This is a genomic window from Xanthomonas sacchari, from assembly GCF_040529065.1.
In the GTDB taxonomy this organism is placed as follows: Bacteria; Pseudomonadota; Gammaproteobacteria; order Xanthomonadales; family Xanthomonadaceae; genus Xanthomonas_A; species Xanthomonas_A sacchari.
Genome location: NZ_CP132343.1, coordinates 588116 through 602154, shown reverse-complemented (window position 1 = coordinate 602154; position 14039 = coordinate 588116). Strand labels below are relative to the sequence as shown.

At 70.0% G+C, this 14039-nt stretch carries 9 protein-coding genes; 5 read left to right on the top strand and 4 right to left on the bottom strand.

Annotated features, from left to right (window positions below):
- Window positions 1-170 precede the first annotated feature (170 nt).
- On the bottom strand, window positions 171-809 hold the full coding sequence (locus RAB71_RS02565; RefSeq protein WP_010343091.1) for a YceI family protein: 639 nt from the start codon (window positions 807-809) through the stop codon (window positions 171-173).
- Window positions 810-892: 83 nt separating this feature from the next.
- On the bottom strand, window positions 893-1483 hold the full coding sequence (locus tag RAB71_RS02560; RefSeq protein ID WP_010343089.1) for a malonic semialdehyde reductase: 591 nt from the start codon (window positions 1481-1483) through the stop codon (window positions 893-895).
- A gap of 126 nt (window positions 1484-1609) precedes the next feature.
- On the opposite strand from RAB71_RS02560, the gene RAB71_RS02555 reads away from it, so the two are divergent.
- Window positions 1610-2581, top strand: a complete 972-nt coding sequence (locus RAB71_RS02555; RefSeq protein WP_010343088.1) for a mitochondrial fission ELM1 family protein — start codon at window positions 1610-1612, stop codon at window positions 2579-2581.
- A 73-nt stretch (window positions 2582-2654) separates the two neighbouring features.
- On the opposite strand, the gene RAB71_RS02550 is transcribed toward RAB71_RS02555, so the two are convergent.
- Window positions 2655-4529, bottom strand: coding sequence for a protease pro-enzyme activation domain-containing protein (locus RAB71_RS02550; protein WP_010343087.1), 1875 nt, complete (start codon window positions 4527-4529; stop codon window positions 2655-2657).
- Window positions 4530-5736: 1207 nt separating this feature from the next.
- On the opposite strand from RAB71_RS02550, the gene RAB71_RS02545 reads away from it, so the two are divergent.
- The 4 genes from RAB71_RS02545 to RAB71_RS02530 all read left to right on the top strand — a co-directional run bounded on the left by RAB71_RS02545 (window position 5737) and on the right by RAB71_RS02530 (window position 10776).
- Window positions 5737-8034, top strand: coding sequence for a TonB-dependent receptor (locus tag RAB71_RS02545; protein ID WP_010343086.1), 2298 nt, complete (start codon window positions 5737-5739; stop codon window positions 8032-8034).
- A gap of 44 nt (window positions 8035-8078) precedes the next feature.
- A complete protein-coding gene (locus RAB71_RS02540) occupies window positions 8079-9188 on the top strand; it encodes a glycerophosphodiester phosphodiesterase (RefSeq protein WP_234006523.1) in 1110 nt (369 codons plus the stop codon).
- Window positions 9189-9584: 396 nt separating this feature from the next.
- The gene (locus RAB71_RS02535; RefSeq protein WP_010343084.1) at window positions 9585-10142 is read left to right on the top strand and encodes a queuosine precursor transporter; all 558 of its coding nucleotides are present in this window, start codon (window positions 9585-9587) and stop codon (window positions 10140-10142) included.
- 106 nt (window positions 10143-10248) lie between these two features.
- The gene (locus RAB71_RS02530) at window positions 10249-10776 is read left to right on the top strand and encodes a hypothetical protein (protein WP_234006522.1); all 528 of its coding nucleotides are present in this window, start codon (window positions 10249-10251) and stop codon (window positions 10774-10776) included.
- A gap of 127 nt (window positions 10777-10903) precedes the next feature.
- Here RAB71_RS02530 and glnE read toward each other — a convergent pair whose 3' ends face one another.
- Window positions 10904-13744, bottom strand: coding sequence for a bifunctional [glutamate--ammonia ligase]-adenylyl-L-tyrosine phosphorylase/[glutamate--ammonia-ligase] adenylyltransferase (gene glnE, locus RAB71_RS02525; RefSeq protein WP_050946579.1), 2841 nt, complete (start codon window positions 13742-13744; stop codon window positions 10904-10906).
- Window positions 13745-14039: the final 295 nt, after the last annotated feature.

The following is a 14039-nucleotide window of genomic DNA, read 5'->3' as shown; positions in this document are numbered from 1 at the left end:
TAAGACGGTATCTACGGTGGACCATTCGGCTCTGGTGAGGTTGCCGCCCGCAGTTTCATTGCACGGCACACAGCGAAATCCCAAAAACACAAACGCCCGCCGAATGGCGGGCGTTTGCATTGCGGCGAACGACGGCGCACGAAGCCCCGTCGCCGCGACGGCACGCAGGCTTACTTGGCCGCGTTCAAGGTCGCTTCGGTGGTGATGCGGATCTTCACTTCGTCGCTGACGTTCGGCACGTAGGCGCCCAGGCCGAAGTCGCTGCGCTTGATCGTGGTGGTGGCGTCGAAGCCCAGCGCCGGCACCTTCTTCATCGGGTGCGGACCGGCACCGTTGAGGGTCACCGCCAACACCACCGGCTTGGTCGTGCCCTTGATGGTCAGGTCGCCGGCGACGGTCAGCTTGTTGCCGCCGGCCGAGGTCACCTTGGTGCTCTTGAAGGTGGCGGTCGGGAACTTGGCGGCGTCAAAGAAGTCGCCGCTCTTCAGGTGCTCGTCGAACTTGGCGGTGAAGCTGTTGAGGCCGGACAGCGGCAGGGTCACGTTGACGCTGGACTTGCTCACGTCCTGCGCGTTGTAGACCAGGGTGCCGTCGACGTCGCCGAAGTGCGCGGACGGGTTGGAGAAGCCGAAGTGGCTCCACTGCACCAGCACGTCGGTGTGGGCCGGATCGAGCGTGTAGGTGCCGGACACGCCCTTGGCGGCGGCAGCGGCGGCGGCCGGCGCGGCGAAGGCGCTGGTGGCGGGCTGGGCGACGACGACGGCCAGGGCCATGGCGAGCGGGAGCAGCAGTTTGCGGGTCTTGGTCATGGTGGAACTCCTTGGAGGGGTGATGGGACGAAACTGCGGCAGGCGCGGGCCTGCGGTGGGACAGGGAAACGGAACGCGCGCGCTCACTCGATGCGCGCGGCCTCGTCGAAACTCAGCCGCGGCAGGCGCGGGAACAGGCCGCTGGGGTCGCCGTAGCCGAGGTTGACCAGGAAGTTGGATTTGATCGCAGTGCCTGCGAAGAACGCGGCATCGACCTTGGCGTTGTCGAAGCCGGACATGGGACCGGCATCCAGGCCCAGCGCACGCGCGGCCAGGATCAGGTAGGCGCCCTGCAGGGAGCCGTTGCGGAACGCGCCTTCGCTGCGGCCTTCGCGCGGGCCGTCGAACCAGCTCTTGGCGTCGGTGTGCGGGAACAGGTACGGCAGCTTCTCGTGGAAGTCCTCGTCGTGGGCGACGATCACCGTGACCGGCGCGGCCAGGGTCTTGGCCAGGTTGCCTTCGGACAGCGCCGGCTTGAGCTTTTCCTTGGCCTGCGGCGAGGTCACGAAGACGAAGCGCGCCGGGCTGCCGTTGGCCGCGGTCGGGCCCCACTTCACCAGGTCGTAGAGGGCACGCAGGGTGGCTTCGTCGACCGGCTTGTCCAGGAACGCGTTCTGGGTGCGCGCGGTGCGGAACAACTGGTCGAGGGCGGCGTCGTGCAAGGCGTCGGACATGGAGGAAGTTCCTTGATCGAGGGAAGCGCCAGGATGCCGGTGAGGCCGTCCCGATGCGAGGCGGCCAGTGTAGAGTGGCGCGATTGTCGCAACACCCGGCCGCGATGCAACGGATTACTACCAAACGTGAAACGATCGGACGCGACCTGGGCGATTAGCGATGGCCGCGCCGGCAACGCCCGCCAGGCCGAGGCGCTGGCCGCCGCGTTGGCGCTTCCGACCGCGACACCGATCCAGGCGCAGGTGTTGCAGCCGCACATGCCGTGGCGCTGGTTGGCGCCACGCTGGCTGCCCGGCGCACGGCATGCCTACGGCGCGACGTTCGCCGCAGCAGTGCGGCAGTCGCCGCCGCTCGCCGTGGGCTGCGGCCGCCAGGCGGCGCTGGCGACGCGGCTGCTGCGCGCGCGCGGCAGCAAGGTGGTGCAGATTCTGGATCCGCGGCTGGATCCGCGGCACTGGGACCTGGTGGTGGTGCCGGAACACGATCGCCTGCGTGGCAGCAACGTGCTGACCCTGCTCGGCAGCCTGCATCCGATCGACGACGCCTGGCTGGCCGCAGGACGCGCCACGTTTCCTGCGCTGGGCGCATTGCCCTCGCCGCGTGTCGGACTGTTGGTCGGTGGTCCGTCGAGCCTGGCACCGTGGAGCGAAGCGCAGGCACACACCGCCTTCGCCGACATCGCTGCGCAGTTGCGCATGCACGGCGGCAGCATTCTCGCCAGCGCATCGCGGCGCACGCCGCCCGCGGTGGCCGCAGTCCTGCGTCGTACGTTCGCCGACGTGCCGGGCATGGTGTGGTCCGGCGCGGACGATGGCACCAATCCCTACGCCGGCCTGCTCGGCTGGGCCGAGCGCCTTGCCTGTACGCCGGATTCGGTGAACCTGCTCTCGGAAGCCTGCGCGACGCGCGTGCCGGTGCAGGTGCTGATGCCGGAGACGGCGCGCGACCGCGCCCTGGATTTCCATTGTGCTTTGCAGGCGCGTGGACGCCTGCTCCCGGCGCAGGATGCCGGCGACGCGTACGCCGCCGGCATCGCACCGCTGCGCGAAACCGCGCGGGTGGCCGCGCTGATCCGCGACCGGTTGGCGCTGGCCTGATCGGCCGCCGCGCCGGCGTCGCTGCCACGACGCCGGCACGGCAACCGGGCTCAACGCGTCACATCACGCTGCGTCAGGGGTTGCTCGGCGAGCGCGGCACGCCCGCCGGCGCCGCATCCAGCGCGCCGATCAGCAACCGCACCACCGGCGTGCCCACGCCGACCGTGTAGTTGTACTTGCCCTTGATCGGCTGGTTGTTGTCGACCACGCCGTTGTAGCCGGGGACGCCGCGATGCAGCGCCTCCGGGCCATTGGCAGCCAGGCGGTACAGGTAGTCGTTGAGATTGCCCTGGCGACCCTGCTTCTCCACCAGCAGCGCGACCGCGCTGGCGAACTCCGGCGCGGCGACGCTGGTGCCGATCACCGCCGAGAGGTTGCCCTTGAAGTAGGTGGCCACCGAGCTGTCGCCGTCGCGGCAGGGCTGGGTCGCGATCGTCGGGCAGCCGCCGACAAGCATGCCGATGTCCGGCAGCGCGCGCATGGACGTGCGCGTGCCGCCGAGCGCACGCAACTGGTAGGCCGGGCGCTGGAACAGCGTGCTGACTCCGCCGCCGGCACCCCAGTAGCCGCCGGCCAGGTTCGCGCCGATGCCGTAGTAGTCGGCGGTCTCTAGCGGATCGCCGTAGGCGCTTTCGCTCTTGTAGCCCGATTCCAGGCTGCCCTTCTTGTAGGCGGTGAGCAGGTTGCCGCCGCCGACCGCGGTCACGTTCGGGCTGGCGGCCGGGTGTTCGACACCTGGAATGAAGTGGCCGTCCTTGCCGTCGACCAGGTACTGCGTGTCGGCGCAGCCCAGGCCGGCGTTGTCGCCGCTGGAGGCGACGAAGGTGATGCCCTGCGCATTGCCCTGCTTGAACACCGCTTCGTAGGGACGCAGCAGCGGGGTGAAATCCTTGCCGCCGTTGTAGGTCGCGGTGTAGTACAGCTCGCAGACGCCGAACGAGGCGCTGACAACGTCGGCCTGGTTGTCCTGCACGATCTGCCGGTAGCCGGCCAGCACGGAGGCGTCGCTCAGGTCGGGGATCACGTACAGCAGCACGTGCGCACCGGGCGCGCCGCCGAGCGCCATCTGCACGTCGAGCGCGGCCTCGCCGCCCGCGGCGTCGTTGCCGTCCTGCAGGCCCGGCTTGGCGCCGGCCACGTAGTGGCGCGCGTACAGGGCCGGGTCGGCATGGTTGGCGGCGTAGCGGCTGAAGTTTTCGTGGTCGAACATCGCCTTGATGTCCGAGTCCAGCACGTCGCTGCTGATCAGGATGGCGATGGTGCTGCCGGTGCCATCGAGCCGGCGTTGCCCGCCCGCCGCGCCGGTGGTGGCCTGGTAGGACGGATAGCCGTAGGCCTGCTTGAGGTCGTTGTACCAGTAGGTGGTGCCGCCGGCGCCGTAGCGGTTGGATGGATTCTTGACGGCCGAGCGCTGCCAGTTGACGTGCATCGCCGGCGCACCGCGGGTCAGGCCGGTCACCGTCGCCCCGGTGTCGCGCAGCGCGGCCGGCAACTGCAACGGCGCGGCTGCGGCGAGGCGGGCCTGGGTCCCCTGCTGCACCTCCGCGGTCAACGGCACCGCGAACAGCCGCTCGACGTTGTCCGCGCTCGCGCTGACATGCAGGGTGGCGCCCTGCTCGACGACGTTCATGTGCGCGGCCTGCAACGCGGCGCGCACCTGCGCGATCTGCGCCGGCGCCGGCGCGAAGCGGCGCTGGAACTCGGCCGGCGTCAGCCAGTGGTGGTACTGCGGCGAGACCGGATCCTGGATGTCGGCCAGCAGGGCGTCCAACCCGGCCTGGTCGCGCAACGGCAGGTGCACGTCGAAGGTGACCGGCGCGCTGCGCAGGGTGGCGGTCATCGCCGCGATGGAGGCGTCGGGCGCGGCATTGGCGGTGCCGAGCGCGCACAGCAGGGAAGCGGACAACACGGCAGCCAGCAACGGCCGACGGCGGATGCGATCAAGCATGGGCGTCTCTCCGGGGGTAGAGCGAGTGGGACGAGGCCGTGGTGGCCTCGCGGTGGGAAATTGATGGCCCCTCTTCCCTCGGGAGAGAGGTTGGGGTGGGGGTGTGAAGCGCGAAGTGCGTGCACGATTCGTTGCTGCGAGGCTGCGCCCGTACCCTCATCCGCCCCTGCGGGGCACCTTCTCCCGAGGGGAGAAGGAAGATGCCGTGGCCCCTCTCCCACCGGGAGAGGGGCTGGGGTGAGGGTACGGCGCGCGAAGCGCACGCGTGGTTCATTGCTACAAGGCTTCGCCCGTACCCTCATCCGCCCCTGCGGGGCACCTTCTCCCGATGGGAGAAGGGAGAAGCCTGAGCCCCTCTCCCACCGGGAGAGGGGTTGGGGTGAGGGTACGGCGCGCGAAGCGCACGCGTGGTTCATTGCTGCGAGGCTGCGCCCGACCCTCATCCGCCCCTGCGGGGCACCTTCTCCCGAGGGGAGAAGGGAGAAGCCGTAGCCCCTCTCCCGCCGGGAGAGGGGTTGGGGTGAGGGTACGGCGCGCGTAGCGCATGCGTGATGCGTTGCTGCGAAGCTTCGCCCGACCCTCATCCGCCCCTGCGGGGCGCCTTCTCCCGAGGGGAGCAGGGAGAAGCCTGAGCCCCTCTCCCACCGGGAGAGGGGTTGGGGTGAGGGTACGGCGCGCGAAGCCCCCGCGCCGCCATCTCCATGCAAGGACCCAGCACGGCACGAAGACGGCGATCCGATAGCTGCGGGTGCACTGTGCTTCCTGCTCATGTCTGCACGCATCGGCATGCCACCGGGCCTGGACGAGGCGTGATGATTGAGGAGGATTGCGCTACAAAACCTTGACGGCGCGCGCCGTTTTTTACTTTGTAAACAGGCCATTTCAGCGCGTTGCCGACACATGCGCGTACATGTGTTCTCTACCCGCGATTCGTGGCACTTGATGTCACGGTGTAACGACTTGATGTCGATGCGCTCGCTTGCGGCCGCCGCGATGACGGAGCCGATCGCGCGGCCGTCTCCGCACCATCATTGCTCCCAATCACGGTGGCGCTCGTCCATGCCGCGCAGGCCACTACTCCACATCTGCACCCGCGCCACGACGCACGCCACCCGTGCCGTTGCATGACAAACGCAACGCCACTGACGCCAACCTGCAACGTCGCTGTCGCATCGTCTGCGCACTTCCTTTACGAATTCCCCCGCGCATGCCTCTCCATTCCCTGCTGAGCACGGCGATCCTCGCCGCCCTGTTGTCGCCTTTCGCCGCCACCGCCGCAGAACCCGCCGCCGAGGGCGCCGCGGCCGACGTGCAGCAACTCGATGCGGTGTCGGTGATCGGCCAGGGCGAAACCCGCCAGGTGCAGCGCATCACCGCCCAGGACGTGGCGGTGCTGCCGCCGGGCACCAGCATCCAGAAGCTGCTCAACCGCATTCCCGGCGTCAACGTGCAGTCCAACGACGCCTTCGGCGCCAACGAGGAATCGCAGACCATCAGCCTGCGCGGCTTCAACGGCGTGCGCCTGGGCTACACCCTCGACGGCCTGCCGCTGGGCGACAACGCCTACGGCAACTACAACGGCCTGAACATCAGCCGCGCGCTGATCGCCGAGAACTTCGGCGGCGTGGAACTGGCCTCGGGCATCGGCAGCCTGGGCACCGCCTCCACCAGCAACCTCGGCGGCACGGTGCAGTACTACTCCGACGATCCGTCCACCGAGGTCGGCGTGCGCCTGGCGCAGACCGTGGGCTCGGACAGCAACCGCCGCACCTACCTGCGCCTGGATACCGGCGAGCACAACGGCTTCTCCGCCTACCTGTCCGGCATCTACGCCGACGCCGACATGTGGGCCCCACCGGGCTCGCCAACCCACACCGCGCAGTTCAACGGCAAGGGCGTGTACCAGTTCGAGGGCGGCAAGATCACCGCGTTCGTCGACACCTCGCGCACCTCGCAGGCCGACTACGCCTACCTGTCCAAGAGCGGCCTGCACCGCGGCCTGGGCTGGGACTGGAACCTGTACGCGCCGGACTGGCAGCGCGCGCTGGCCGCGGCCTATTGCGCGCCGGCCACGCGCAACCCCAGCCGCTGCGGCTACAGCGGCGGCGTGGACAACATCGACGACGCCTACTACCAGAGCCGCGCGCTGCGCAACGACGACCTGTACTACCTGGCCGGCGACTTCCAGCCGTCCGATGCGGTGAGCGTGCACACGCAGGTCTACCACCACGAGAACGAAGGCCAGGGCCACTGGTGGTCGCCGGGCCAGCCGTCCTACCCCGGCACGCCGCAGGCGCTGCCGATCTCGATCCGCAGCACCAACTACACCATCAACCGCACCGGCGGCATCGCCTCGCTGGGCTGGGACATCGGCCCGCACCACCTGGAAGCGGGCGTGTGGTACGAGCGCAACAAGCACCACGTGGAGCGCAACTTCTACTGGATCGACGGCCCGATCGACGACGACATCTTCCTCAGCAACCCGAACCGCCGGCTGTTCTCGCAGGACTACGTCATCACCACCAAACAGGCCTATGTGCAGGGCACCTTCAAGTTGCTCGACGAGCGCCTGACCCTGGACATCGGCGCCAAGAGCCCGCACACCACGATGACCGCGCGCGAGACGCCGGGGATTGCGGTGGAGTCGCCGGTGGCCAATGGCGAACTGAAGGCCAGCAAGGCGCTGCTGCCGCAGGCCGGCCTGAGCTACCGCCTGGCCGAGGGCCAGGAAGTGTTCGCCTCCTACGCCGAGAACATCGCCGCGTTCCAGGGCGGCGGCGCCGGCGGCCCGCTGCTGGTGACGCAGGCCTCGTTCGACGCCAGCGTCGGTGCGCTGCAGCCGGAGAAGTCCAAGACCTTCGAAGCCGGCTACCGTCTGGTCCGCGACCAGTTCGAGGCCTCGCTGGTCGGCTACGACGTGACCTTCGACAACCGCCTGCTCTCGCTCAACCCGTGCCCGAGCATCCAGCAGGGCACCACCCCGGCGTGCACCACGCGCTTCTTCAACGTCGGCTCGGTGAGCAGCCGCGGCGGCGAGCTGACCTTCATCTGGAAGCCGACCGCGCACCTGCAGTGGTACAACTCGGCCTCGATCAACCGCTCCACCTACGACGACAACTACGTGCAGAACGGCGCGGTCATCCCCACCGCCGGCAAGTACACCGTGGACACGCCCAAGCGCATGTTCGCCAGCGAACTCAGCTGGACCTGGAACGGCTGGAACGCCAACCTGCGCGGCAAGTACACCGGCCAGCGCTACTACACCTACACCAACGACCAGGGCTTCGGCGGCTACACCTCCTTCGATGCCGGCGCCGGCTACGATTTCGGGGCGGTGTCGTTCCTGCGGGACCTGAAGCTGTCGTTGAACGTCACCAACCTCACCGACAAGCGCTACGCCTCCAATCTCACCGCCTTCAGCAACAGCGACCCGAACGGCCGCTCGCTGGCCTTCCACGCCAGCGCGCCGCGGCAGGCGTTCCTGACCCTGGACGCGCGCTTCTGAGCGCGTCCATCCTGTCCGTCCGCCCTCGAACCGGAACGCATGCGATGATCCGATCCACCTCCTGGTTGTTGGGATGCGCGATGGCCGTGTTGGCGACCACCGCGGCGGCCGCACCGGCCGCCGCCCCGGGTGAGAGCAAGCCGCTGGTGATCGGCCACCGCGGCGCCAGCGCGCTGCGCCCCGAGCACACCCTGGCGTCCTACGCCAAGGCCATCGCCGACGGCGCCGACTTCATCGAGCCGGACCTGGTCTCGACCAAGGACGGGGTGCTGGTGGCGCGCCACGAGAACGAGATCGGCGGCACCACCGACGTGGCCGCACATCCGGAGTTCGCCGCGCGCAAGACCGTCAAGCAGATCGACGGGCAGCGCGTGGAAGGCTGGTTCACCGAAGACTTCACCCTGGCCGAGCTGAAGACCCTGCGCGCACGCGAGCGCCTGCCGCAACTGCGCGGCACCGCCTTCGACGGGCAGTTCCAGGTGCCGACCATGGACGAGATCATCGACTTCACCGCGGCCGAGTCGGCCACGCGCGGGCGCCCGATCGGGCTGATTCCCGAGATCAAGCACGGCACCTACTTCCGCGGGCTCGGCCTGGCGATGGAAGACAAGCTGGTGGCCACCCTCGATGCGCATGCCTACACGCGCAAGGCGCCGGTGGTGATCCAGTCGTTCGAGATCGGCAACCTGGAATACCTGCACGGCAAGTTGGGCAGCACCCATCCGAACGTGCGCCTGGTGCAGTTGCTGGGCGATCCCAAGGACCGCCCGGGCGACCAGTTGCGCAATGGCCCGACCTACGCGCAGATGGGCAGCGCGCAGGGCCTGCGCGCGATCGCCAAGTACGCGCAACTGGTCAGCCCCAACCTGCGCGCGATCGTGCCGGTGAGCGCCGACGGCGCCCTGGCCGCGCCCACGTCGTTCGTTGCCGATGCGCATGCGGCGGGCCTGCAGGTGATTCCGTACACCTTCCGGCCGGAGAACTATTTCCTGCCCAAGCAGCTGCAAGACACGCGCGGCCCGGCTGCGGTGAATGCGGCCGGCAGCATCACCGAAATGCGCGCACTGATCGACGCCGGCATCGATGGCTTCTTCACCGACGACCCGGCCGTGGGCCGTGCGGCGGTGGATGGGACGGCGCCACCGGCGCGGTGAGGCCGGGAGTGGGGAATGGGGAATCGCAACAGCGGTTCCCAGCGCGGAGTTCCATTTGTAGGAGCGGCTTCAGCCGCGACGCGTGGAGCTTGGAGACACGTCGTGCGAAGCGGACGCATTGTCGGGTCGGGACTGAAGTCCCTCCCACAGTGCAGCCTCCGGCAGTGCCGGTGCGGTGAAGCTGGAATTGGGGAATCGCAACAGCGGTTTCAATCGTGGGGTTTGCCGCGGCAGGAGCGGCTTCAGCCGCGACCATGCGAGATCGGGAAACGCCCTGTCTCGGCTGAAGCCGCGCCTACGACGCACGTGTGCGTTGAGATCGTCCACACGCCCGGCATTGGTCATCGCGCGTCCGGGCCGCGATAATGCGCGCCCGCCGCCCCTGCCCCGATCGCCGTGCCGTCCGTTGCCGCTCCCTCGCCCACTTTCGCCGCGCTGACCCCGCGCGCGCTGCTGCTGTCCGTGCTGGCGATGGGCGCGGTGGTGCTGCTGTCGAACGTGCTGGTGCAGTTCCCGATCAACGACTGGTTGACCTGGGGCGCCTTCAGCTATCCGCTGGCGTTCCTGGTCAGCAACCTGATCAACCGCCGCTTCGGCCCGCGCGCGGCGCGGCGGGTGGCCTGGTGCGGGTTCGCGCTGGCGGTGCTGCTGTCGATCTGGATCGCCACCCCGCGCATCGCCGCGGCCTCGTGCCTGGCCTTCATCGCCGCGCAACTGCTGGACATCACCGTGTTCGACCGGCTGCGCCGCGGCCGCTGGTGGCGCGCGCCGATCGTCGCCACCACCTGCAGCGCGACGCTGGACACCACGATCTTCTGGTCGATCGCCTTCGCCGGCTCGACGCTGCCGTGGCTGAGCTGGGCCGCCGGCGACCTGGCGGTGAAGCTGGGCATCGGCGTGTGCCTGCTGGCGCCGTTCCGCGCGCTGCTGTGGCGGATGGCGCCGACGCGCTAGCGGCGGACAGGCGGGCGGCGCCGGCTTCACAAACGACTGCGACCAACGTTGAATGGTGATCGGCGGCGCGCCTCCCGTGCGCCGCGCCTGCGACGAGACCACGCCCATGCCGCACGACGTCACTCCCGCCCTCGCGCTGAGCGCGCTCAACGCCACTTTGGCGCAACTGCAGCCGGCCGGTACGGCGCTGGCCACGCTGACCACGCCGACGGTGTCCTGCCCGGAGTGGTCCTGCAACACCTTCGCCCCGCTGATGCTGGAGATGGTGCTGCTGCGTCGTGACCGGCCCCTGCGCACCCGGCTGTACCTGGCGGACGCGGCGCTGCCGACCTTCGGCGACGGCGACTTCGTCAACATCGTGCTGCTGGGCGATCCGTCGCAGTTGATCCACAACTTCAACATCCTGGTGGCCGGCGAGCGGGCTTACCTGTTCCAGTCCTACCTCGAGCAGGTCGTGGACGTAGTGCGGGTGTTCGAGTCAGTGACCTTCCATGCGCTGTGGCACGACCTGTGCGCCGGCCGCGCCGGCCTGTGGAAGCGCGCCTACCAGGGGCTGTTCGGGGTGGATCCCGACCAGGTGGTGGACACTGATCCCGACGCGGCCTGGTTCCAGACTCAGTACGTCAGCGTGTAGCAATCGCGCCACCGCGGCACGGAACGGCGTGCCGGTGCCCATCGCCGCGGCCAGGCGGCGTGTTTGCGTAGCAGCACGGCGGCATGCCTAGGCCCTCCGGCCGATTGCAGCCAGCGCCGACGGCGCGCTAGCGCGCCGCGTCGCCGTCCGCACGGCCATCGACGAACACCAGCTCCAGCGCGGCCGCGGCAGCGCGGATCGCCGCACGCGCCGCGGCGATGTCGGCGGTGGGCGCGGTCAGGCGCGGACGCCGGTCCAGCGTGCAGGCCAGACCGGCCTCCACCAGTGCGGCGTGGGCGGCATGCAGGCTGGCAGCGATGGAAGGCGACAGCCAGCCGCTGTGCGCCAGCGCGTCGAGCAGGGCCGGCGTGTCGCGCGGCACCAACAGTGCCGGCTGCTGCGCGGCGCCGAGCAGCACGCCGGCCTGCACCAGGAATTCCAGGTCGACCAGGCCGCCGGCGCCCTGCTTGAGATCGAAACGCGCCGCATCGCTGCGGTCCAGCTCGGCACGCATGCGCGCACGCATCTTGCGCACTTCCTCGCGCAGCGCTGCGGGCTCGCGCGGGCGTGCCAGGGTCTGCGCGCGCACCTGCTCGAACTGCTGCAGCAGCGACGCATCGCCGGCCACGCCGCGGGCGCGCACCAGCGCCTGGTGCTCCCAGGTCCAGGCGCGCTCGCGCTGGTACTCCCGGTAGCTGGCCAGCGACGACACCAGCGCGCCCTTGCCGCCGTCCGGGCGCAGGCGCACGTCGATGTCGTACAGGCGGCCGCCGCCGGTGACCGCGCCGAGCAACGCGATCACCTTCTGCGCCAGCCGCGCGAACCAGCGCCCGCTCTCCAGCGGCCGCGGTCCGGCCGACGCTTCGACGCCCGGCGGGTGGTCGTACAGGAACACCAGGTCCAGGTCCGAGCCGATGCCCAGTTCCACGCCGCCCAGGCTGCCGTAGCCGACGATGGCGAAACTGCCGCCAGGCACCTCGCCGTGCGCGGCGACCAGATCAGCACGCGCCAGGCGCAGCACGGTCACCACCACCGCCTCGGCCAATTGCGCGAGCTGGCGGGCGCTGTCGAGCGCGGGCTGGCGCCGGTCCAGCGTCGCCAAAGCGATGCGGAAACTCAGCGCCTGGCGCGCTTCGTTGAGGCCACGCAAGGCCGCCTCCGGATCGTCGCCGGCGGTGGCGACTGCGGCGTCGCACAGCCGCTGCATCGCCGCCAGGTCCGGCATCGGGCCGTCGACGCGGCTGTCGAGCAGTTCGTCCAGCAGCAGCGGGTGCGCAGCCAGCCGTTCGGAGAGGAAGGCACTGCGCGCCAGCACGTCGACCAGCCGCGCCAGCGCGCTGGGTTGTTCGTCGAGCAGGGCCAGATAGCTGGCCCGGCGCAGGATCGCCTGCAACAGGCCGAGTACGCGGTGCAGGGCGGCATCGGCCTGCGCCGAGCGCGCCGCGGCATGCAGCAGCGCCGGCAACACACGATCCAGGCGCGCGCGCGCGGCATCGGACAGGGTGCGCACGCCCAGCGACTGCACGAAACCGCGCAAGGCCTGGTCGGCGCCGTCGGCGTCGGCGAAGCCGGCGGCGCGCAACACCTGCGCCTGGCCGGCGTCAGGCAGGCCGCGCCAGTAGTCGGCCAGTGCATCGGGCGCCAGCGCGCGCTCGCGCGGCGCCAGCAGTTCGGCGAACTCGGCGGCGACGCGATCGCGCTGCACCTGCAGCGCTGCGTGCAGCGCGGACCAGTCGGCATAGCCGAGGCCGAACGCGATGCGCGCGCGATCCAGCGAGTCCTCCGGCAACGCGTGGGTCTGCGCGTCACGCAGCATCTGCAGGCGGTTCTCCACCTGGCGCAGGAAGCGATACGCCTGCGCCAGCGCCGCGCCATCCTCGGCGGCGACCTGGCCGGCGGCGACCAGCGCGTGCAGCGCCGGCAACAGGCGGCGTTCGCGCAGTGCGGGTTCGCGGCCGCCGCGGATCAACTGCAGCGACTGCACCAGGAACTCGATCTCGCGAATGCCACCGGCGCCGCGCTTGATGTCGTCCAGGCGGTCGTGGCGCGCGACTTCGGCGGTGATCGCCGCCTTCATCTCGCGCAGGCCGTCCAGCGCGGTGTAGTCGAGATAGCGCCGGTACACGAACGGGCGCAGCGCCTGCAGCCATTCCTCGCCGGCGGCGATGTCGCCGGCCACCGCGCGCGCCTTGAGCCAGGCGTAGCGTTCCCAATCGCGGCCTTCGCGCTGGAAATACTGGTCCATGCCGGCGAACGACAGCGCCACCCGGCCGGCCGTGCCGAACGGACGCAGGCGCAGATCCACGCGGTGCGCGAAGCCGTCGGCGGTGGTCTCGTCGAGCAGCCGCACCAGGCGCTGTCCGAGCCGCGCGAAGTATTCCTCGGCGGCCAGCGCACGCGCGCCGTCGGACTCGCCGCCCTGCGGGTAGGCGTAGACCAGGTCCACGTCGGAGGAGAAATTCAGTTCGCCGCCGCCGAGCTTGCCCAGGCCGAACACTACCAGCCGCTGCACGCTGCCGTCGGCAGCACGCACCACGCCATGGCGCGTGGCGAACTCGCCTTCCAGCGCCTGCAGCGCCAGCGCCAGGCAGTCCTCGGCCAACTGCGTGCTGCCGGCCAGGGTCGCATCGACCTCGTCCAGGCCCAGCACGTCGCGCCACACCAGCCGCGCCGAGGCGGCCGCGCGGTAGCGACGCAACTGCGCCGGCCATGCGGCGGGCTGCGCCGGATCCAGTTGCGGCAGCGGCAACGGCGGCGGGTCCGGCTGCGTCAGGTGCGCGAGCAATGACGGCTGCCGGCACAGCGTGTCGAGCAGGAAATCGCTGGCCAGCAGCGCACGCGCCAGCGCGTCCTCGAAACCGGGATGAGACGGCCACGGCTGCGCGGCCACGGCCTGGCGCAGGCGCGCCAGGCTGCGTTCGAGCGTGGGCTTGAGGACGTCGGGAACCACGAAGGGAGCAGAAGCCATCGGCCGATGATGGCATCCCGCGGCGACCGCGGACAGGACCGTGGCGTCGAGGCAATCACGCCACCACGGCGCACCGCACTGTGGGAGGGACGTCAGTCCCGACCCGACGGCGCATCCGACGCCGCAAGGCCGTTCCACCGTCGCACGTTACGACGGAGGCCATTCCCGCACGGCTCCAAAAATCCGCGCAGAACGCAGCTTTTCAGCACTTTTAGCAACGTTTCGCAGACCTTGCCGCCAGCCCCTTCACGACGATGGTGTATCATGGCCACTTCGACGGAGCACCTGTGCGCCC